This is a genomic window from Campylobacter concisus (assembly GCF_002165775.1).
Classification (GTDB): Bacteria; Campylobacterota; Campylobacteria; order Campylobacterales; family Campylobacteraceae; genus Campylobacter_A; species Campylobacter_A concisus_E.
Window position 1 is genome coordinate 31,181 of record NZ_NDYP01000006.1, and the last position, 22,292, is coordinate 53,472.

Annotated in this window: 19 protein-coding genes; 5 read left to right on the top strand and 14 right to left on the bottom strand. The window is 39.2% G+C overall.

Annotation, left to right across the window (positions count from 1 at the left end; all coding sequences use genetic code 11):
* Positions 1-157: 157 nt before the first annotated feature.
* From B9N66_RS06315 to B9N66_RS06360, 10 genes are read right to left on the bottom strand one after another with little or no spacing between them, the layout of a single operon-like run.
* Complete coding sequence (locus tag B9N66_RS06315; RefSeq protein WP_087580371.1) at positions 158-604, bottom strand: hydrogenase 3 maturation endopeptidase HyCI; 447 nt, start codon at positions 602-604, stop codon at positions 158-160.
* On the bottom strand, positions 604-948 hold the full coding sequence (locus tag B9N66_RS06320) for a formate hydrogenlyase maturation HycH family protein (RefSeq protein WP_087580372.1): 345 nt from the start codon (positions 946-948) through the stop codon (positions 604-606). Before B9N66_RS06320 ends, B9N66_RS06315 begins: the two co-directional genes overlap by 1 nt.
* Positions 945-1,769, bottom strand: a complete 825-nt coding sequence (locus tag B9N66_RS06325) for an NADH-quinone oxidoreductase subunit B family protein (RefSeq protein ID WP_087580373.1) — start codon at positions 1,767-1,769, stop codon at positions 945-947. The genes B9N66_RS06320 and B9N66_RS06325 overlap by 4 nt, the downstream gene beginning before the upstream one ends.
* Positions 1,766-2,305: a formate hydrogenlyase complex iron-sulfur subunit gene (locus B9N66_RS06330; protein ID WP_054197155.1), complete on the bottom strand. Its 540-nt coding sequence runs from the start codon at positions 2,303-2,305 to the stop codon at positions 1,766-1,768. The genes B9N66_RS06325 and B9N66_RS06330 overlap by 4 nt, the downstream gene beginning before the upstream one ends.
* Positions 2,302-4,038, bottom strand: a complete 1,737-nt coding sequence (locus B9N66_RS06335; protein WP_087580374.1) for a hydrogenase large subunit — start codon at positions 4,036-4,038, stop codon at positions 2,302-2,304. Before B9N66_RS06335 ends, B9N66_RS06330 begins: the two co-directional genes overlap by 4 nt.
* Positions 4,035-5,516, bottom strand: coding sequence for a hydrogenase 4 subunit F (locus B9N66_RS06340; RefSeq protein WP_087577837.1), 1,482 nt, complete (start codon positions 5,514-5,516; stop codon positions 4,035-4,037). Before B9N66_RS06340 ends, B9N66_RS06335 begins: the two co-directional genes overlap by 4 nt.
* A 2-nt stretch (positions 5,517-5,518) precedes the next feature.
* Positions 5,519-6,163 (bottom strand): hydrogenase 4 membrane subunit, encoded by a 645-nt coding sequence (gene hyfE, locus B9N66_RS06345; protein ID WP_087580375.1) that lies wholly within the window; start codon positions 6,161-6,163, stop codon positions 5,519-5,521.
* 1 nt (position 6,164) lies between these two features.
* Entirely contained in the window at positions 6,165-7,085 is a 921-nt protein-coding gene (locus B9N66_RS06350) for a respiratory chain complex I subunit 1 family protein (RefSeq protein WP_072594545.1), read from the bottom strand.
* A gap of 9 nt (positions 7,086-7,094) precedes the next feature.
* Positions 7,095-9,062: a proton-conducting transporter transmembrane domain-containing protein gene (locus B9N66_RS06355; protein WP_087580376.1), complete on the bottom strand. Its 1,968-nt coding sequence runs from the start codon at positions 9,060-9,062 to the stop codon at positions 7,095-7,097.
* A 1-nt stretch (position 9,063) separates the two neighbouring features.
* A complete protein-coding gene (locus B9N66_RS06360) occupies positions 9,064-9,633 on the bottom strand; it encodes a 4Fe-4S dicluster domain-containing protein (RefSeq protein ID WP_021091760.1) in 570 nt (189 codons plus the stop codon).
* Between the two features lie 414 nt (positions 9,634-10,047).
* On the opposite strand from B9N66_RS06360, the gene B9N66_RS06365 reads away from it, so the two are divergent.
* Positions 10,048-11,133, top strand: coding sequence for an MBL fold metallo-hydrolase (locus tag B9N66_RS06365; protein WP_087580377.1), 1,086 nt, complete (start codon positions 10,048-10,050; stop codon positions 11,131-11,133).
* A 44-nt stretch (positions 11,134-11,177) separates the two neighbouring features.
* Positions 11,178-11,465 (top strand): hypothetical protein, encoded by a 288-nt coding sequence (locus tag B9N66_RS06370; protein ID WP_087580378.1) that lies wholly within the window; start codon positions 11,178-11,180, stop codon positions 11,463-11,465.
* A gap of 677 nt (positions 11,466-12,142) precedes the next feature.
* Here B9N66_RS06370 and B9N66_RS06375 read toward each other — a convergent pair.
* The 4 genes from B9N66_RS06375 to mnmG form a co-directional block, all read right to left on the bottom strand.
* Entirely contained in the window at positions 12,143-13,183 is a 1,041-nt protein-coding gene (locus B9N66_RS06375) for a c-type cytochrome (protein ID WP_087580379.1), read from the bottom strand.
* Between the two features lie 2 nt (positions 13,184-13,185).
* Positions 13,186-14,430, bottom strand: coding sequence for a cytochrome b (locus B9N66_RS06380; protein ID WP_021091658.1), 1,245 nt, complete (start codon positions 14,428-14,430; stop codon positions 13,186-13,188).
* 10 nt (positions 14,431-14,440) lie between these two features.
* Positions 14,441-14,944: a ubiquinol-cytochrome c reductase iron-sulfur subunit gene (gene petA, locus B9N66_RS06385; RefSeq protein ID WP_021091707.1), complete on the bottom strand. Its 504-nt coding sequence runs from the start codon at positions 14,942-14,944 to the stop codon at positions 14,441-14,443.
* 174 nt (positions 14,945-15,118) lie between these two features.
* Complete coding sequence (gene mnmG, locus B9N66_RS06390; RefSeq protein ID WP_087580380.1) at positions 15,119-16,984, bottom strand: tRNA uridine-5-carboxymethylaminomethyl(34) synthesis enzyme MnmG; 1,866 nt, start codon at positions 16,982-16,984, stop codon at positions 15,119-15,121.
* Positions 16,985-17,151: 167 nt separating this feature from the next.
* Here mnmG and B9N66_RS06395 point away from each other — a divergent pair, with 167 nt between their 5' ends.
* The 3 genes from B9N66_RS06395 (at position 17,152) to B9N66_RS06405 (ending at position 22,284) form a co-directional block, all read left to right on the top strand.
* Positions 17,152-20,604 carry an acyl-[ACP]--phospholipid O-acyltransferase gene (locus B9N66_RS06395; RefSeq protein WP_087580381.1) on the top strand — a complete coding sequence of 1,151 codons (3,453 nt, stop codon included), beginning with the start codon at positions 17,152-17,154 and terminating at the stop codon, positions 20,602-20,604.
* A gap of 139 nt (positions 20,605-20,743) precedes the next feature.
* Positions 20,744-21,532: an amino acid ABC transporter substrate-binding protein gene (locus B9N66_RS06400; RefSeq protein ID WP_087580382.1), complete on the top strand. Its 789-nt coding sequence runs from the start codon at positions 20,744-20,746 to the stop codon at positions 21,530-21,532.
* On the top strand, positions 21,532-22,284 hold the full coding sequence (locus B9N66_RS06405; protein WP_087580383.1) for an amino acid ABC transporter substrate-binding protein: 753 nt from the start codon (positions 21,532-21,534) through the stop codon (positions 22,282-22,284). Before B9N66_RS06400 ends, B9N66_RS06405 begins: the two co-directional genes overlap by 1 nt.
* The last annotated feature ends 8 nt before the right edge of the window (positions 22,285-22,292 follow it).

Here is a 22,292-nt window from a genome sequence, read left to right on the forward strand (position 1 = left end):
TCTCCTTTTTATTTTCAATCTCGCAAATGAGCCAAGCTCATCTTTGCGACCAAAGTTTAACACTTTGCAAAATCACTAAAGTCAAATCACTGCTTGCGGTTAAAAGCAAATTTTGCCTTTAGTAACCAAAAAGACTAAATTTAGCTATTTACTAAATTTAACCGACTAAATTTTTATCAATCTCTACAATTCTTAAAAATGCTTTTCTTGCACTTTTTTTAGCCTGCTCACTTAGTCCTTCCTCAAAATTTAAGACATTTTCGAGCAAGACGCTAATGCCAAGAAAAAGCGTCTTTGGACAAATTTTACGCAAATAGCTCAAAAGAACTGGAGTTGGTAGATTGTGAGTCGAGTAGATGTAGTCTCTATCGTCACTTAGGTCAAAAAACTCTATCTTATCCTTATCAAAGCCGCTCATCGCATCGACTACTATCAAGATATCAGGCGCAAATTCTCTAATGGCCGAGAATTCATTCTCAGGCACATCTTGCCCAAAAAAGACCTTCCACTCTTTTAGCTCAGCTTCTACGATGCGACCTACTTCATTGCCCACATCATCATCGCCACGCATAGGATTACCGATGCAAAGGATGGCCTTTTTCATCAAAAGTCCTTCCTAAGCACGATATATCCCTCTTTTAAATTTGCCAAAATTTCTTTAAGCTTACACTCACAAAGCTGCGGCAAGAGTTTAGCGATATGCTCGGCAAAAATTTCAACTTCAAAATATTTGCTTAAATTTCCGATCTTAAATTTCACGTATTCGCCTGAGTTTTTGATCATCTCGTCAAATTCCTCATCGCTTAGCTCTAAAATTTTCTCGCTAAAATCAATCGTGCCAACGCCATGTCCCACGCAAGTGGAGAAAATTTTTATCTCCTTTAGCTCGCGTGGAAGCTTATCGTTGTCGTCCATATGCCTTTTTATAAGCTTATAAACTTGTATCATCTCTTACTCCAAACCTCGCTATCAACATCTATCGCAAAGCTTTTATCAGCTTTTGCATATTTTAGATAGACATCATTATGCAAAAGTCCCATGCACTCAGCATATCTAGGATCTTCCTCTTTTTTGATAGCTGTAAGCACAGCCTCTCTTGAAATGCTTGGGTCATGGACATCTTTTGAACATTTGATAGCACTCATATATTTTTCAAAAAGGATTCTACCAAAGATATAGCTCATTAGCCTTCTGCTTTCAGCTTGCAAGTCGCGCTCGAACAAAATATCACCTATGACTGACTTCTCAACTGAAGGTGGCAATGTATTATCTTCCTCATAGCTTTTTTTATGAAGTTTTTGATCGATGATACCAAGAGCCATACCAAGACCATAAATAATGCTTGCTGGGTGTGGAGGACAGCCTGGGATATAGACATCAACTGGGATTATCTTATCGATGCCGCCCCAAACGCTATAGGCGTCGTGGAAAATTCCGCCACTGCTTCCGCACGCACCAAGAGCAACCACGATCTTAGGATCTGGAGTCGCTTCATAAGCACGAAGGAGTGGATAATACATCTGTCTTGTTACAGGACCAGTACAAAGTAAAATATCAGCGTGTCTTGGGTTTGCAACAAGTTTAAAACCAAAACGCTCAGGATCCCACATAGGTGTAATAGCTGCAAAAATTTCTATCTCACAGCCGTTACAGCTTCCGCAGTCGATCCTATAAACGCTAAAGCTTCTTTTGATATTTTTTAGATGCTCTAGCTTTGCAGTTAGATCATTTGCTGTTTTTATGTCCTCTGGGACTTGATATAGACTCATTTTATAGCCTCCTCAATGCCTTTTGTTAGCCTTTCAGCAGATTGATTTTTCTTGCACTCTGGGCAGATATAAAGGTAGTCTTTTGCCTCTTCAAGTCTGCCTGGGAGTAAATTTGCTGTGCCAAGCTTTTCAAGAGTAAAATTTATAAGCCTTTTTGGCGTAAATGGCTTGCCGCAGCATTTGCAAGTTTGCATCTCAAGCTCGCCTCTTTGTATAAGAGCGCTCTTGTCAAATTTAACCGCAAGCTCAAAGCTATCGCTAAGTCTTACGGCTCCAGTTGGGCAAACCTCATCGCAGCGACCGCAAAATATGCAGCGCCCGCAGTCAAATTCCCAAACGAGCTTTGTTTGCTCCTCGTTCATCTTAAGCTCTATTGCGTTACTAGGGCAAGCGATACCGCAAGCTGCACAACCTATGCAGAGATCGTATGTATAGTTTGGCTGACCACGGAAATTTTCAGGAACAATATATGGCTCAAATGGATAGGCGTATGTCGCTTTTCCATATTTTTCTGTGATGTCAAATAACTTCATCATCTTAAATCCTTCTTACTAACCCCGCCATCTTGACAGAATTTTTTAAGGTCTTTTTCTGTTAAAATTTTGCTCTTTTTAGTCCTTACATCTACTAATGTAACACGCTCTGTACATGAGTAGCAAGGGTCAAGTGAGCAAACGATAAGTGCAGCATCACTTATGTTGTTTCCTCTAAATTGATACCTTAGGCTTGGCCAGTTGTTATATGTTGCTGCCCTGCATCTCCAGCGATATACTTTTTGAGCACTGCCTTGCATGATCCAGTGAACATTTTCGCCACGTGGTGCTTCATCATGACCAAGTGCAAAATTTTCAGGTTTGATCATAGTCACAGGATCGATCATGATAGGTGTTTGAGGCATCATCTCAAAGCATTGGCGGATGATGTGGATAGAGCTTTTTAGCTCTTTATATCTAACCATCTCGCGAGCAAAAACGTCGCAACCATGCTCAACTGCTACTTCAAATTCTATCTGTTTAAAAAAGTCGTATGGGTGATCGTAGCGGTTATCACGTTTAAAGCCAGAGCCTCTCATATTTGGACCAACTGGGCTAAAGTCACGTGCTATTTGGCGGTCTAAGATACCCACACCTTTCCAGCGTCCGATTTGGCGTTTATCCTCCATAACTGCGTCCCAAATTTCTGAAATTTGAACGTCAAGTTTATTTATGATCTCGATACCTTTTTTAATCTCTTGGTTTGTCATATCACGTCTTAAGCCACCCATAACGACGTTGCCGTATGTTTTACGTCCGCCAGTTACTAGCTGAGCTAGCTCCATAGAGTACTCACGAACCCTAAAGATGTGCATAAAAGCGTTGTAGTTACCAGTGACCTCACAAGCTAGACCGATATTTAAAAGGTGGCTGTGAAGACGCTCGATCTCAAGACAGATGACGCGTATAGCTTGAGCTCTTAGCGGAATTTCAAGCTTGATAGCTTTTTCTGCTGCTTCGATACAAGCAATAGCGTGAGCATAACCACAAATTCCACAAACGCGCTCTGCAAGATAGCCCATTTGATCATAGTTCATTCTGTTTTCAGCTAGCTTTTCCATACCGCGGTGTTGATAAAAGAGGCGGTAGTCAGCGTCGATGATCTCGTCGCCGTCACAGAAAAGTCTAAAGTGGCCTGGCTCATCTGAAGTAATATGTAGTGGTCCAAGTGGCACATCAACTACTGCATCGCCTGTTGGAAACAAAAACTCAGAATCAGGCTCATCTCTATGATCAACCGGATCAGGTCGGTAGCGATAATCCATCGCATCTTTTCTAAGTGGGTGAAGCCCGTCTGGCCAGTCATCACTTAAAACTAGACGCCTTTTATCAGGCAAACCTTCGGCTACAAGACCAAACATATCATAAGCTTCTCTTTCGTACCAAACACAAGCTGGCACTAGCGGAGTAACAGATGGAAATGTCGGATCACTTCCTGGAATAAGCGTTTTAACAGTGATAAAGCACTTATCCTCAGCCGCAAAATCATCCGCCTCAGTCATCTTGCTACCTTCCATTGAGATAGCGTAGTAAAGCGCATAGCTGCCATTTATCTGGCGCTCGTCGTTTGGTATCATAGTGCTTATAAAGCCACCGATATCATAGTAGAGCGTTTTAACAGCTAAAGGGAGGTCATTTCTATCGACTAACACAGTGATCTGATCGTCTGCTTGACGAGTTACCTCTAAAATTTTTACCTTGGTTTTTAGGATTTCTATAAATTTATCGCCTCTCATTTTAAAGCTCCCATCATTATATTAACACCGTTATCTACTAGCGTATAAAAGCTATCTACGTGCCATACGCCAAAGATTATGATAAGGGCACAAAGTGCTATAAGAGGTAAATTCTCTAACAAACTCATCTCTTTATTATGAACAACCACACCTTTTGGCTCACCAAAGCTTGCCATGTTAAAGTGTGCAAAGTCAGCTATGAAAATAACTGCAAGTGCAATAGCAAATAGCGCAACTGCGATGTATTGACCGCTTGTGATAGCTCCTACAAAGACGTTATACTCACTAACAAATATAGCAAACGCTGGAACACCAACAAGTGAACAAACAGCCGCGCCAAACATTATAGTGGTAATCGGTGCGATCTTAACCATACCGCCCATCTTACTCATATCTTTGTGGCCATAAATTCTTGCTATATTGCCTGTTGAGCAAAATGCCAAAGCTTTTGTAAAGCTGTGAGCTAAGCAGTGAAATATCGCTGCAAATAGACCAAATTTACCGCCAACACCAAGTGCAAATGCGATAACACCCATGTGAACGATTGAGTGGTATGCAAACATTCTTTTTACGTTGTGTTGTCTGATTAGGAAAAATCCTGCTACAAAAAGAGTGATAGTTCCTGAAACGATCATTATGCCCTCAACGAAGCTAAATCCAACTGCTTGAGCTGTGATAGCGTAGTATCTTAAAAGTGCTAGCATCGCACATTTTAAAAGCACACCTGAAAGCAAAGCTGAGATAGGCGCTGGACCTTCAGCGTGAACGTCAGGTAGCCAAGTGTGAGTTGGAGCAAGACCAGCTTTTGTACCAAAACCAATTAGAGCAAATACAAAGATAAGTTTTGCCGCATCTGGGTTTAAATTTTTAGCATTTGCCATTATTCCAGAAAATAGCATAGAAGCTTCGCCATCTCCTAGAGTGCTAAATGTGGCTGAATATAAAAGAACAGTCGCATAAAGTGCAAATGCTAGACCGATTGAGCAAAGAACGATGTATTTATAGCCACTCTCTGTTGATTTTTGATCTTTGTGGATAGCGACAAGAAACACAGAAGCTAGTGTTGTAGCCTCGATAGCAGCCCACATAAACGCAACGTTGTTACAAATAACGCTTAAAGTCATTGTAAAGATAAATACATGGCTTAGTGCATAATATTTTTTAAGATCACTTAGGTGGATGTGTCCGTCTTCAAGCTCCCATCTCATGTAGTGGATAGAGTAGAAATTTACTATAAATCCAGTTACTGCTATAAGTACCAAGAAAACACAGCCTAAGCTATCTAAAAATAAAAATTTATCAAAACTATAAAAAGTTCCGCTACTTAAGACTTTAAGAACATTGTTAAGTAAAGCCACCGATGTCGCAGCAGAAAACAAAACATGAAGTCCGCTTAATACCGCATAATTTTTAGGACTCAAAAACAAGACCAAAGCGCCAAGGAGCGGTAAGATAAGTATTAAAGCTAAACTATCCATCTCTAACCCCTTAAATTTGAAGCTTTAGAAGTATCTAAGCTATCATAAGCTTTATAAAATCTAATCGCTAGAATGCTCATGATGATAACGGCAAATATCGCATCTGTTAAAATTCCAAGCTCGACTAACTCATGTGAGTTATAAGCCATTAGAGCAAGACTTAGATGGATACCGTTTTCAAATAAGCAGTAAGCTAGAATTTGTTTTATAAATGAGTTTCTTAGCATGAAGCCAAAAATTCCCATCATAAAGACTGTTCCAGCTGCGATTAGCATGATCTCTTCTTTGATAAGAGAGAATTTTAAAAATATAGGGTAGATACTCATTGAAAGAGCTAGAGAAAATCCCATAGCAATAACAGGACTTACAAAAAATCCACCAACTGGCTCATCTTCGCTAACTACGCCAAGTTTTTTGATAAGCCAGAATAAAATTCCTGGCACAAGCAAAACTTTGGTAAAAAAGGCAACGATCGCCCAAGTTTTGAGCTGCTCAGCGTTAAATTTCTCAGATAGCAAGAAAAATATGCTAACTAAAAGTAGTGTCTCAATCGCATAAGCGATGATTGAGAGTTTCAAGCTTCTAAGACCAAAAACCGCAAGCGAAGTTACGATCATGCAAATGGCTAAAATATCAAGTGTTTGCATCTCACACTCCTACTACATAAAGTGTTAGTGCAACAAACGAGATAGCAAGTGCACCAAGCGCATTTTTGCGTAAAGATGAAGTCATTTTAAAGCGTGGTCCAAAGTTGTCTATAAAGACAGCCGCTACGTAAAATACTCCAGTTTTTATCACAAAAATGATGATAGCTAAGAAAGGATTGCTAAAATTCCATGGCTCAAATATAGTTAGGAAAAGTCCGATCATAGCAAACTGTTTTAATATAAGTGATGCTTGAACCAAACCAAGGTCGCTACCTGCGTACTCGCCAAGCAAGCCTTCTTGAAGCTCTTGCTCAGCTTCAGCTACGTCAAATGGTTTTCTACCAGTCTCAACATACATACACCATAAAAATGCGATAGAAGCTACGGCAAAGCTTGGGATCTGATATCCGATAACGCCAGTTTTTACCATCTCTTGGATCTCAATTAAATTTGATGTTTTAGCTGCAAGCATTACGACGATTAGACACATGATCATGACTGGCTCAACATATACGCCCAGCATTTGCTCCCTGCCGCCGCCTGTTGCTGCAAATGGGTTGCCGCTATCCATTGAAGCTGCACCAAATACAAATCTAAGCAATGCGCCAAGATAAAGGATCACAAATATATCTGAATATGCTCCAAAAACAGTATCTTTGCTATATGTTATAGGTATAGCAGCTAGAACTGCAGCTGAAGTTGCAAAAAGGAAAAATGGAGCCCATCTAAATACCCAGTGTGAGCACTCAGGCACAGTTCTTCCTCTTCTAAAGAGTTTTATAATATCGCGATATGTTTGAAAGAAATCGCTACCTTGTTTTGATTGAAGTCTAGCCCTTAGTTTTCTTGCCATACCATCAAACAAAGGAGCTACCAAAACGATAACGACTACTTGAAATATCATTAAAAGTATAGTTTGCATTTTCGTCTCCTAAACTAAAAAGTAGCCCACAGCAAGTATGGCACATAAATAAACTAGAATATAAAGTGTATATATGTTTGTATATCCGCTTTGAACAATGCCTAGTTTATCGGCAAATTTCATACACCATTTGATGACTGGCTCATAAAACATTCCCCACCAGATATCTTTTGGATGGTTGTGATATTCAACCGCGTCAAAATAATTTCTAGTAACGATCTTTTTATCAGCTCTAAATAGCCATTGCATGATCTTTCTAAGATCGCCTGTAAATGGTCCACCTGTCATTTGCATACGTGAGCTATATTTAAAGCCGCATGCCCAAGGATCAGTCTCGCGTGGTTTATCTCTATTTGCTTTCATAACAGCAAGGATGATAAATGGCAAAATCATAGTCGCACATAGAACTAAAGCGATAAGCGGAGTTGAGATCATACTGCCTATTGGTGAAGTTACATTTATAGCACCAAGACTAGCTTTATAGTCGCTTATAGCGATAGAATTTACAGCTTGCATGATGTAATCAACTATATAGTTTGCGCCAAGACCAAAGCCAACGCAGCCTATCATCAGGATGATCATGCCAAGAACCATGCCTATTGGACTCTCTTTAGCATTTTCCCAAATTTTTTGATCTCTTGGAGTACCTGCAAATATAACAGCGTAAAGTTTGAGGTGCATACCGACCAAAACGCCAGTTAGCGCAAGAGCTACGACACCAAGCGTAAATGCATATCTAACTAATGTTCCCTCGCCCATCGCACCTTGAAGCATACCTTGATATGTAAACCACTCTGAAACAAAACCGTTTACTGGAGGCAAGGCTGCGATACCCATGATACCTATAAACATACCAAGGCTTGTCCATGGCATCTTTTTAGCAAGACCACCAAGGATGTCCATATTTTGCGTATGAGTAGCGTGGATGACTGATCCAGCGCAAAGGAAAAGTAGACCTTTAAATATAGCGTGGTTAACTACGTGGTAGCAACCTGCTAGAAAACCTACTGCTGCAAGTGTTAAATTTCCAGCTGCAACGCCGTAAATTCCTGTGCCAAGACCTAGTAAAATGATGCCTATGTTCTCAACTGAGTGATAAGCAAGCAAGGCTTTAAAGTCGTGTTGGCAAAGAGCGTATAAAACACCAAATAGTGAGCTAGCTGCACCAAGAGCGAGTATTGTAAGTCCAAAATATGTACTAAGTGGTAAGTAAAGTGTAAATTTAACTAGTGTAAATAGAGCAACTTTAATCATAACGCCTGACATAAGGGCTGAAACGTTTGATGGTGCTGCTGGGTGAGCTTGCGGAAGCCAAACGTGAAATGGCCACATACCAGCTTTACTACCAAAGCCGACCAAAAATAGTGCAAATACAGCAGCAGAAGCGCCAAATGGCATCTTAACACCCATAAATGCGCTAAAGTCAAAGCTTCCTGCGTAGTAAGCTGTGATAAGCAAGCCACAGGTGATACAAAATGCACCGATTTGTGCGATGCCAAGATATACCATAACTGCTTTAAGTGTATTTTTACCATCATTGACGATGATAAGAAATGATGAGATAAGAGTCATAAGCTCCCATAAAACAACAAAGCAAAAAACATTATCAGCGCTAATTACTAGAAGCATTGAAAGGATGAATGTATTAAATAAACATGCAAACACGCCAACATTTGCTTTTTTGATGTACTCATCTGCATAGCTCATACCATAAACGCTGCTTGCAAATCCGATGAAAACAACGACAAAGCTAAAGAAATTTCCAAGTGGATTTAGAGCAAATTTTGGAGAATACAAAAAGCCATCCATAAGAGCAAAGCTATCGCTTACTCCCATATTTGCAACAAAGTGACACATCGCATAAAAACAGCTTAAAGCGCTTAGTCCAAAACCAACCTTTACAGCGGCCTTTGGAGCACAATAAAGCAAAATGCTAACGACGGCACTTACAAGAAATAGCATATAAACCGTAGTCATCTTATGCTCCTTGTCCGTTTAAAATTTTAGTAGCAAATTTATTCGCTGCTTCATAATCTATCCTCTTGCCAAGTTTATGTTTACCCTCTTCTGGATCAATCATAACAAGAGCACTCGTTGGACAGACATCAACACAGGCTGGTCCGTTCTCACGACCAAAGCACATATCGCATTTAACAGCGATATTTTTTGCACCTGATTGTGACTCTATCTCAAGGTTATACTTTGGCTCGACAGCGTAATTTACTGAAGGCATAAGCTCTGCACTTGAGCTTATCGCACCGTAAGGACAAGCGATCGTGCACATCTTACAGCCTATACAAATTTCCTCGTGAAGCTCGATGCAATTATCATTAAATCGCAATGCTCCAGTTGGACACACATTCGCACAAGGGCCATCGTCGCATTGTCTGCACTGAGTTGGCATAACGCCAGTAGCTTCTCTTAGCACACTTAGCCTTGCACGTGACAGCTTGCCGCGTTCATAAGCGCTCTTAAAACATGCAGCCATGCAGGTTGCACATCCTATACAGCGTTTATAATCGGCAATTACAAATTTATGTTTTTTCATAAATTCCTCCCATTAAACAAGGCTAAACTGCCCTGCTCACTTTTAAAGTGATGGTTAGTCACCAAAATAGAGATAGTTAAATTTTTATTTAACATCTCAAACGCTCCTTCCTAATTTTTGTAATAATTCTATAACTTACAATGAATAAATTCCGTCATCTATCTGACAAATTTTGTATTTTTAAAATTAAATTTTTATTTTATATATCTTTAAGATTATCTACTTAATGTCGATTTTTAGATATATTTATCTGCTAAAGGATAATATTTATTAATAAAATTTTCCTATAAAGAGTAAAAATATCTTAATTAAGTTTAAATTTACAAGTTAATTATTTAAGCTCGGGTTAATTAAATAAAGCTGAAATTTAAAAATCTAAAATATAATCCGACCTTTAAATTTAAAAGGCTTTTTATGGGAATTTTTATAGTTATACTTTTGCTTATTGTTGCAGTATTTCTTTTTATGAGATTTGCCCCAGTTTTTGGTGGCGTGCCAGATATTAAAAGCCAAAAGCTGATAAAGGCTTCGCCAAATTTTAACGGCAAAGTTTTTATAAATTTAGAGCCAACGATTGATATGGTAAAAAATAATCCACAAGCATCTATGTTAAATTACATTCCGCAAGCACTCTTTCCACCAAAAGGCAAGCTACCAACTAAGCCTTTGCCAAATTTAAAATTTGACGCAAATGCCCTCAAAAATGGTGAGTTTATCTGGCTTGGGCACGTTAGCCTCATCTGCAAGCTTGATGATAAAATCATCATCACAGACCCAGTTTTGCACCGAGCATTCCCACTCCCACTTGGCGGCAAGCCCTTTGCCTACGAGCATGCTATCACCGCTAGCGACTACCCAGATGCGATCGATATCGCCCTCATCTCGCACGATCACTACGATCATCTTGATCATAAAACGATACTTGAGCTAAAGGATAGAATTTGTAAATTTCTAGTGCCGCTTGGCGTAAAAGCTCACCTTGTAAAATGGGGCGTTGATGAAGACAAAATTTATGAGTTTGACTGGTTTGGTGATCAAAAAATAGGAAATTTAAACTTCACGTTTTGTCCTTCAAGGCACTTTAGTGGGCGCACATTTAAAAGAAATACGACGCTTTGGGGTGGCTGGGCGGTTAAAGAGGCTGGCTTTAGCTTTTATTTTAGCGGAGATGGCGGATATGGCAAGCACTTTAAGATGATAAATGAGAAATTTGGCGCCTTTGATCTAGTTTTTATAGAAAATGGCGCTTACGGCGATGGCTGGCCTTACGTGCATATGAAGCCAGAGGAGTCAGCGCAAGCACTAAAAGATCTTGGAGCTAAGCTTGGTATGCCGATGCACTGGGGCAAGTTTGATCTATCTTATCACGCTTGGGATGAGCCGATCAAGCGTTTTGAAAAGGCAGCGACAAAACTTGAGCTAAACTACGCAATGCCGATGATTGGAGAAGTTTTCACCGCACAAAATCCGCCTAGAAAAAAGTGGTGGGAGAAAATTTAGGAATAAAATTTGCTCTAAATTTTAAAATCCAAAAGGAAATGCTGATGAAAATTTCTGAAAATTTAGCAAATCTAAAAAATGCCATCGATAAAGCTGCAAAAAACGACCTTGATATGAGCGCAACTGGAAGCTTTTTACAAAATTTAGAAAAAGCAAATAAAGAGACTGAAAAAATTTATAAAAAGCTAGAAAAAGAACTAAAAAGCGATGCGCAAATGTTTAAACAATTTGACTTCATGCAGATGATAACAAAGCTTCAATACGGCAACCTAAAGCCAAATGAACGTGAAAAACTGCTCAATAAAATGAGCAAGATCGCCAAGGAAATTTAATTTAAATAGGCTTGATGTGGAGCTAAATTTTACTATTTCTGTAAAATTTGGTGGGTTTTAGTGAGTGATTTGCTTAAAATAAATTTATTTAAATAGCGACCGTTAAAACTCAGATATATTTCTATTTTCTACCGAAACGCTTGTGTATTCATAGCTTACATGGCGGCATAGGCATATTACTGCTTTAGGTTTTAGGCAAATTTTTAAATTTCATGAACGAGTAATTTCGGCTCTAAAATTTGAGCTAAGCAGTAAGCGAAGCTAGATTTTAGTAGTCAATTCTTGCAAGTGAATGAAAGTTTTAAAATTTGCAAAGCATATAGACCATACAACTCCTATTCTTTTATTAAGGGAGAAGGGAGCTTAAATTACGAAGTCACTCCCTTCTCCCTTAACAATCCCTCTTCCCTGACACGTTCAAAGGGCATGCTCTAGTGCTAAAGCACTGCATGCAGTTTTGTTAATTTCAATCAAACTTTAATGAGTAATTTCGGTTCTAAAATTTGAGCTAAGCGGTAAGCGAAGCTAGATTTTAGTAGTCAGCTCTTACGAGTGAATGAAATTTTAAAATTTACAAAGACAGCTTGATTAAATTTGTAAAAGAATAAATTTAAAGAATACCTATTTATATATAAATTTACCAGAGAGGATTTAAGAGCCAAAGAGGCTCTTAAATTTTAGTGTAGTTCGCTCCAAACTTTGCGTTTCCAAAGCCAAGCAAAAATTCCTAAGATAAAGAAGTAGATCATGACATAAAGCCCTGTGCTCTCGCGCTCAGCCTTCTTCTTGTCACCTACTTTTTGGATATAAGCTACCACATCGTCTTCAGCAGCTTTATTTAAACCAACTCTTGGCATTGCAGTACCTGGTAGCATCTTTTGAGTATCATTTATAAATTTATGTAAATACTCATCGCCTTTTGAACGAATCATCATCGATAGATCAGGTGGATTTGAGCCCATATAAGCAGCAAGGCTTACTTTGTTGCTAAATGCATATTTTTTATCATATTTTATATCATGACATCTTTGACATGCATCAGCGAAAACCTTTTCTTCAGTGATCTTATTTGCCTTTTCATAATCAGCAGATACCTTTTTCAAATAAGCTACTATATCGGCAGTCTCAGCATTTATATCACCACCAGCACCCATAAATGCGGTCATCGGAAATGGATGCTCGTCGTTAAATTTATGAGTTAGCTTTAAAGCTATATTTGGATTTTTAATGAGTGCGGCTAAGAATTTATCATCATAAATTTTACCAGCGGTACTAAGATCTGGTGGCACTACACCAAAGCTTTGACTAGCTGTCTCAGCATCCATACCAGCTGGCATACCTGCTGCTTCTATACCGTGGCATCCTGTACATCCTGCTGCTACAAAAGTGTCAGCACCCTTTGTAGCGTCACCTTTTGTAAGATCAATAGAGTTAATGTCATTCCAAAATGCTGTATAGTCATCAAGAATTTTTTGTGCTACTTCTACATCTTTTGTAGCCGCGTCTATACTTGCCTTATTTCCACTAGCCTTAGCAGTCTCAAGTGCTGTCTTTTTTTGCTCTAAAAAGTGCTTTGCATAGTCAGTATCTTCTTTTGAGAAGTTATACTCAGCATTTGCAGTATGAGGGTGAAGCTTTGTATGAGCATAAGGCTCGATACCCCAATATAAAACACCTGAAAGAATAACAACAATGGCAAAAATTTTAAGCTCTTTCATGATTAGCCCCTCTTTCTTTCAAGTATTGTTATAACTGGCAATGCAATTATAAATAAGAACAAGAATAGCAATGATGAATAAAATCCTATCCAGTCATTATAACCACCTGTTGGGAGCTTACCATATATAGATAAAACGATAAGATCGACAACTAAGACCCAAAACCATATAAAAAATAGTGGTCTTTTGTGAGCTGGAGCTACAAGGTCGCTTCTATCAAGAAGAGGTATAAGCATAAATGCAACACCTGCAAACGCAAACGCGATAAGACCGATGTTATAAGCAGAAATTCCAGCTATATCAAAGAAGAAGCCACGTAAAATTTCATATTGCCACAAGAAGTACCACTCTGGATAGATGTGTGGTGGAGTTTTTAGCGGATTTGCTGGCTCAAAGTTGATAGGATCCATCGCAAAGTTGAAGTGATAGCAAACAAGATAGATGACAAATATCATAAAGAATGATACATACATAAAGTCTTTTGCTAAAAATCCTGGCCAAAATGGTATAACTTTAGATTTCGCTCTATCGCCGTGTAGATACTCTTGTGCCTCTACTTCAAAGTCTATATCTTCGCTTGTTAGGTTATTTACGTGCGGAACTCTTAAAGAGTAGAAGTGAATAACCAAAACAGCTATCGTTACAAGTGGCAATAAACAAACATGAAGCATAAAAAATCTAGTAAGTGTTGAGTCGCCAACTGCGTAATCACCTCTAATCCACTCAACTAAAGCGTCACCAATAACTGGTACACCGCCAAAAAGCTGAGTGATAACAGTCGCCGCCCAGTAGCTCATCTGTCCCCATGGGAGCATATAACCACTAAATGCCTCTGCTGAAAAACAGATAAATAGCACCATACCACTTATCCAAATGACCTCTCTGCCTCTTTTGTATGAACCATAGTAAAGTCCAGTAAGCAAGTGAATATACATAATAAGAAATATCGTAGAAGCTGAAACTGCGTGAATGTGACGCCAAAGCCAGCCATACTCGACCTCTTGCATGATAGTATAATTTACACTATCAAATGCCAAATTTACATCTGGTTTGTAATACATTAAAAGCAAAAAACCGGTAACGATTAAGAGCATAAAAAGCGTTGTTAAAATAACGCCCATTGCCCAAAGGAAATTTATATTTTTTGGAATCCAGTATTCGCTAACTAGAACCTTTATAAGTTTTGTAAAAGCTAGGCGTTGATCAAGCCAGTCAATAACGCCAGTTGATTTATGAGCTAAAGACATTGCTATCCTCCTAAGCTTTTGCTACTAATTTTTCGTATTCTGGGCTTGTTTCGCCTAGAACTAGCTTGGTTCCATCGATCTTAAATGGTGGTATATCAAGTGGTCTTGGAGGAGGTCCGTATGTTTGCATTCCGTCGGCATTAAATTCGCCGCCATGACAGGCACATACAAACATTTGTTTGCTTGCTTTATACTCAGGTATACAACCAAGATGCGTGCAAAGTCCGATAAGAACTACGTATCTAGCATCCCCTACGACAACATCTCTTTTGTCATTTTTAGCCATATCAGGACTTTTTTTGAGTATGAAAATAGGCTTTTTACGCCACTCAACCTGCCTCATTTCTCCATCTTTGATCGGACTTAGATCAACTGTTGTGAAACCAGCAGCTTTTACGCTTGGAAGCGGATCCCAAGTCTTTTTAACAGCCACTAGTGACATAGCGCCGCCGACAGCTGCCACAGCACCAAACGCAAGGCCGATAAAGCTACGTCTTTCTTGCTTTACTGACATTAAATTCCTTTCTATAAATAAATTCTTAACGATTATACTCTCAAAAAATTAAAAAAGTATAATTTCTAAATATAATCTGCAAAAATAATGTTAATTTTAGCTTAAACGTAAATCTTGATTTTAAGATAAAAATTTTAAGCTTTATGGCTTTTTGAACTAAACCAAAAATCAAAATCAGCCAAGCCTTTTCTCATTCATCTTTATATAAATATGTAAGATATCAATCGCAGCTGGCGTGATACCTGAGATTTCACTCGCAGCAAAAAGCGTAGGCGGTGTAAATTTCTCAAGCTTTTCGACCACTTCATTACTAAGACCACTCACACCTCTAAAGTCAAAATTTTCAGGAATTTTTACATCCATCATATCTTTCATTTTTTCTATTTGATTTTTTTGCTCATTTATGTAGTGCTGATATTTACACTCGGTTAAAATTTGATCCACACTCGCATCATCTAAATTTACAAATTTCTGATCAAGCTTTCTTAGTTTCTCAGCTGTAAAGCTTTTGCGTGCAACAATCTTTTGAAGGCTCACATTTTGACTTATTGGCTCTTCATCAAGGCTAGCTAAAAGCTCTAAATTTTGCTTGCTCGGCGTAATTTGAGTATTGTTGAGGTATGCAAGTCCATCTTTTAAATTTTGCCTAATAGCTTCAATTTTATTAAAAGTCTCATCATCAAGCAGCCTAAGCTCATGGCCATATCCGCCAAGCCTTAAAATGGCATTTTCCTCACGCAAAAGCAAGCGATACTCCGCCCTACTCGTAAACATCCTATATGGCTCTTTTGTCCCTTTTGTCACAAGATCGTCGATCAAAACGCCAATATACGCCTCATCGCGGCGCAAGACAAGTGGCTCTTTATTATCAAGTGAAAGCGCTACATTTATGCCAGCCATTAGCCCTTGAGCACCAGCCTCCTCGTATCCAGTCGTACCGTTTATCTGCCCAGCTAGATAAAGACCTTTTACCTTTTTAGTCTCCAAACTATGTTTTAGCTGTGTTGGCTCGACGTAATCGTACTCGATGGCGTATCCGTGTCTTACGATTTTTGCATTTTCAAACCCCTTTACAGAGCGTAACATCTGCACTTGCACCTCATAAGGCAAGCTAGTTGAAAAGCCGTTTATATAATACTCTGTCGCTTCAAGAGTCTGAGGCTCGATAAAAAGATGGTGTCTGTCGCGGTCGCCAAAGCGGTTTATCTTATCCTCGATACTTGGACAATATCTTGGTCCGATGCCCTCGATCTGGCCTGTAAAAAGTGGTGCTTTGTCGAAATTTGAGCGAATTATTTCATGCGTGGTTTCGTTTGTATAGGCGATGTAGCATGGTAGCTGCGTTGGGGAGAAATTTTTAGTTCTAAAGCTAAATGCAACCGGCTTTGCGTCGCCATCTTGCTTCTCTAAAATTTCAAAATTTATCGTTTTCGCGTCGATCCTTGGGCATGTTCCAGTCTTTAGCCTACCTAAATTTAGCCCAAGCTCTCTTAGACTAGAGCTTAGATCTTTTGCACTTAGCTCGCCCACACGTCCGGCTTCTAGTTTGTTAAATCCAACGTGAATTAGCCCGTTTAAAAATGTGCCTGTTGTGATTATCACCTTTTTTGCGTTATATGTGTTATTTAGGTGGGTTTTAACGCCCGTTACTTCGCCATTTTCGCTTAAAATTTCAGTGGCGATCTCTTGAGAAATTTCTAAATTTGGCGTGTTTAAAAGCAAATTTCTCATATAAACACGGTATCTATCCATATCGATCTGAGCGCGGCTACCACGTACTGCTGGACCTTTGCTCTCATTTAGCACGCGAAACTGGATGCCAACAGCATCGGTTGTAAGACCCATTTGACCACCAAGCGCATCGATCTCTTTTACAAGATGTCCCTTTGCAAGGCCTCCAATGGCCGGATTACAGCTTGCAGCGCCTATTTGCTCGGCTAAGATCGTGATAAGTAAAGTTTGCTTGCCCATTCTAGCAGCCGCAAGACTTGCCTCAATGCCTGCATGTCCGCCGCCAATGACGATTATTTCATAGTTCATGATAAATTTTTCCTAATTTTTGATTGTGTGATTTTATCCAAAAGCATATAAAATTTAAATTTCTTAAAAAATTTATTATTGAATTTAAATATAGAGTTTTTATTAATAATATTTTAAATGTTTTGCTGTTAGATTTACAAAATTTTTAAAATCACAAAGGTCTTTCTATGATGAGTTTATTAAAAGTTGCTGGCTTTTTGCCCTACCTTGCGATCGCATTTTTAAATGCAAGCGTCGATCTAGCACACAAAATCACTATCCAAAATGTTCTTTTAAAAACATATGATGGTGACATACTTTTTATATTAACAGCAGTTATAAATGCGATGATTTTGCTTCCTTTTATATTTTTATTCTCGCCATCAAGCTTTATAAATGATAAATTCTCAAAGACAAAAGTCATAAGAATTTGTGCTATTTTTGGCCTTATCATTAGTGTCGCAGTGCTTTTTAGCTATCTTGCGGGCGCTTTTGGCGTAGCCTTTGCTTTAACGCTCATACTAGCAGCCCAAAGTGCTATCTACTCGCCAGCAAAATATGGAATCATCAAAGCTCTCGTCGGCCCTGAGCGCCTTGGAAGAGCAAACGGCGTCATCCAAGCACTAACCATCGTTGCCATCTTATCAAGCTCCTTTTTATTTTCATTTATATTTGAAAATTTATATATTCAAGGTGGAAACTCAGAAGAAATTTTAAAAAGCGTCTATCCTATTGGTATCTTTTTAGTGATCTTTAGCGCGCTTGAAGCCTACTTTGCCTACAAGCTGCCATATATCAGCGAAATAAACGAAGATAACGAGAAATTTGATTTGAAAAAATACATCAGCCTTAGCTATTTAAGAGAGAATTTAAAGGAAGTAAGGTCAGATAAAAATATCTGGTTAAGCATTGCTGGACTTAGCATATTTTGGGGAATTTCTCAAATCATCATCGCAGCTTTTCCAGCTCACTATAAGGCTGTTTTTAACGACGACAGCTCGCTAGCGGTGCAAGCCATACTTGCAGCAAGCGCAATAGGCATCGCATTTGGCTCATACGTGGCTGGCTCTATGTCAAAGCTACACATCGAGCTTGGTATCGTGCCAATGGGTGCCATGGGTATATTTTTCTCACTTTTATTTTTCGCATTTGGCTCAAATATCGGCGTAGTGAGCCTTAGTTCATTTGCATTTGGATTTTTTGGTGGAATTTTTATAGTGCCACTAAATGCGATGATCCAGTACTTTGCCCCGCAAAAGACCACCGGCAAGATAATGGCGGCAAACAACTTCTTACAAAACGTCTCAATGCTGCTATTTTTGGCTATTGGCATAGGCTTAGTATATTTTAAAATTTCAACCACTGGACTCTTTGTCTTTACAGCACTTGTTTGCTTGATCGGTAGTTTTTACGCCATTTTGCAGCTTCCACATCTTTTTACAAGGCTACTTTTGCTGCCATTTTTAAAGACAAAGTACCGCTTTTTCGTTGAAGGACTTCAAAATTTACCGCAAAGTGGTGGCGCGCTACTTTTAGGCAATCACATCAGCTGGATCGACTGGCTCGTACTTCAAGCTGCAAGCCCAAGGGGCATAAGATTTGTAATGTATAGAACGATCTATAACAAATGGTATCTAAAGCAAATTTTTAAATTTTTCAAAGTGATCCCAATAGGCGCAGGGGCAAGCAAAGAGTCGATCGAGCTAGTTAGAGAGTGCCTAAAAAATGGCGAAGTAGTCGCACTTTTCCCAGAGGGTCACATCAGCTACAACGGCCAGATAAATGAGTTTCAAAAGGGCTTTGAGCTTATCATCAGAGATCTAGAAGAAATTTGCATAGTGCCATTTTACCTTCGTGGCCTTTGGGGTTCGAGCTTTTCAAGAGCTAGTAAATTTTACAAAGACCTCACTTCTAAAAACGGCAGACGCGATATCATCGTTGCCTTTGGCAAGCCAATAACCACATTTATAAACGCTGCAAAGATGAAGCAAAAGGTGCTTGAGCTTAGCTTTTCATCGTGGGAGAGCTTTATCTCAAGACAAAAACCACTAACCGAGGAGTGGCTAAGCAACGCAAAAGAGGATAAATTTAAAGAGTGTGTGAGCGACAGCACAGGGCTAAATTTAAGCAACTTGAAATTTATAACAGCCGTTTTAGTCTTTATCAAAATTTTTAAACGCGAGATAAAAGATGAGAAAAATATAGGCATTTTATTACCTAGCTCAAGTATCGCAGCGATAGTAAATATGGCGCTTCTTGCCATGGGCAAAGTGAGTGTAAATTTAAACTACACACTTAATGAAACCTCACTAAATCACGCCCTAAAAAAGGCAAATATAAACACAGTTATCACATCTAGCAAATTTCTTGAAAAGCTCGCACTTAAAGGCTTTGATCTAAAAGATGCGATGAGTGGCAGGGCAAAATTTGCAGAAGATCTCTCAGCTAGCGTCTCAAAAAAAGAGAAATTTTTAGCGCTTTTAACTGCCTTTTTTGCTCCAGCTTGGCTCATTAAGCTTTGCTATTTTAAGCCAGTGAGCTTAGAAGATACGGCTACTATTTTATTTAGTAGCGGCAGCGAAGGCGAACCAAAAGGCATCGAGCTAAGCCACAAAAATTTACTCGCAAACATTAAGCAAATAAGCGAACTTCTAAATTTCAAAAAAGATGACGTGATCTTAAATTCGCTCCCAGTTTTTCACTCATTTGGCCTAACAGTCACCACGCTTATGCCACTTTGCGAGGGGATAAAAATGGTGAGCGTGCCTGACCCAACAGACGGAGCGGCTATCGGCAAAATGGCTGCAAGACACAGCGCCAGCATCATCTTTGGTACCTCGACCTTCTTTAGGCTCTACACCAGAAACAAAAAGCTTCATCCGCTGATGTTTCAAAGTGCCAGAATGGTCGTAGCTGGGGCTGAAAAGCTAAAACCTGAGATAAAAGATGAGTTTAGACTCAAATTTGGCATAGAAATTTATGAAGGTTATGGCGCAACAGAAACGGCGCCGGTGGCTGCTGTAAATATGCCAAATATCTTAGAAAAAGAGAGCCTAAAAGAGCTTACATTTAATAGACCTGGCAGCGTTGGTATGCCTCTGCCTGGCACTATCATCAAGATAATTGATCCAGAAACGCTTGAAGAGCTAGAAACTGGCACCGACGGCCTCATAGTGATCGGCGGATCGCAGGTGATGAAGGGCTATCTAAACGACGAAACTAAAACAAACGACGTCATCACACATATAGACGGCGTAAGATACTATAAAACAGGTGACAAAGGCCATATCGATGAAAATGGTTTTGTTTTTATCGTCGATAGGTATTCGAGATTTGCCAAGATAGGCGGCGAAATGATAAGCCTTGGAAGCGTCGAAGAGGAGCTAGCAAAGGTGCTTGGAAGCGACGTTGTCTTTAGCAGTGCAAACGTGCCAGATAGTAAAAAGGGCGAAGCGATCGCGCTTTTAGTAAAAAGTGGCATAGAGCCTGAAAATATCGAGCAAATTTTAAAAGAGAGCAACCTAGCTCCGATAATGATGCCAAGCTATATATTCATCGTTGATGATATCCCAACACTTGCAAGTGGCAAGGTTGATTTTAAGGGTGTTAAAGCTCTAGCGGTCTCACTTTTAGCGGAGTGAGCCGCCGCTCTCTTATTTTTGTGATAAAATAGCGCCAAAATATTACCTAGGTCGCAGTTGCGACTGACATTTGCATAAATCTTAAAATTTTTTTGCAAATTCCATTATTGATTTTATTTTTCTTAATAAGGAGTTTTGTATGAAATTTTCTAGTGCTTTTAAATTTGGTGCAACCTTCGTAGTTGGCTGCTTGTTCTCTTTAAATTCTGCCTTAGCAAATTCTTACGAGCAGATCAAGAAAGATGGCGCCATAAGGATAGCGACCGAGGGTGTTTATTCACCATTTTCGTTTCACAATGAAAAAGATGAGTTAATGGGCTATGACGTAGAGATAGCAAGAGCTGTGGCTAAAAAACTAGGCGTAAAGCCAAAATTTATCGAAGCTTCGTGGGATGCGATGCTTGCGGCATTTGATGCTGGCAAGGCTGACGTGGTATTTAACCAAGTTAGCATAACCGATGAGCGAAAGAAAAAGTATGACTACAGCGTGCCATATATGCTCTCTTACTCAGCCATCGTCGTGCATAAAGATAACAGCGACATCAAAAGCTTTGCTGATCTAAAAGGCAAAAGAAGCGTGCATTCAGTAAATAGCATGTGGATACCAACCGTTGAAAAGTATGGCGCCAAGCTAGTTGTGGCCGATAGCTTGAGCGATCAGATAAATTTGATCATCACAAAAAGAGCAGATGATACGATAGATGATGCGGTGATGTTTTATGACTATATCAAGCAACATCCAAACGCCCCTATAAAGATAATCGAAGCTGGCGATGAGCCGATGTATACGGCTGCGATTGTTAAAAAAGGTAACACTAAACTTCTAAATGAGATAAATCTTGCCCTAAATGAGCTTAGCAAGGAAGGAGCTTTAAGCGAAATTTCGCTTAAATACTTCGGTAAAGATATTTTAAATAAGGAGAATTAATGAATTTTAAGCCCATTTTTGGCTTGATCGCAGGTGCTTTTTTAGCTTTAAATTTAAATGCTTCAACTATCAAAAAAGGCGAACTTACCGTCGCAACTGAAGGTACTTACTCGCCTTACTCATTTTACGATGAAAAGGGCGAGCTAGTAGGATATGACGTAGATATTGCAAGAGCAGTAGCGCAAAAGCTAAATTTAAAAGTTGAGTTTCTAACAGCTCCTTGGGATGCGATGCTAGCAGCATTTGATGCTGGTAAGGCCGATGTTGTATTTAATCAAGTAAGTATAAACGAAGATAGAAAGAAAAAGTATGGTATGAGCGTGCCTTACACTATGCCATATCCAGTAATTGTCGTGCATAAAGACAATAACGACATCAAAAGTTTTGCTGATCTAAAGGGCAAAAAGAGCGTACACTCTGCGACTAGCAACTGGGCGGCGATAGCCGAGAAAAACGGTGCAACAGTGGTTGTGGCTGATGGCTTTAGCAAAGGCGTGGAGCTTATCATCTCAAAAAGAGCTGATGATACGATAAACGACAACGTCACTTTTTATGACTATATCAAACAACGCCCAAATGCGCCACTAAAAATCGCATACACAAGCAACGAGCCGATGCCAACAGCTGCAATCGTTAAAAAAGGAAATACTGAGCTACTAGAAGCGATAAACAAAGCGCTTGATGAACTAAAAGCCGAGGGCAAGATAAGTGAAATTTCGATGAAATATTTTGGAAAAGATATTTCAAAATAAAGGATTAA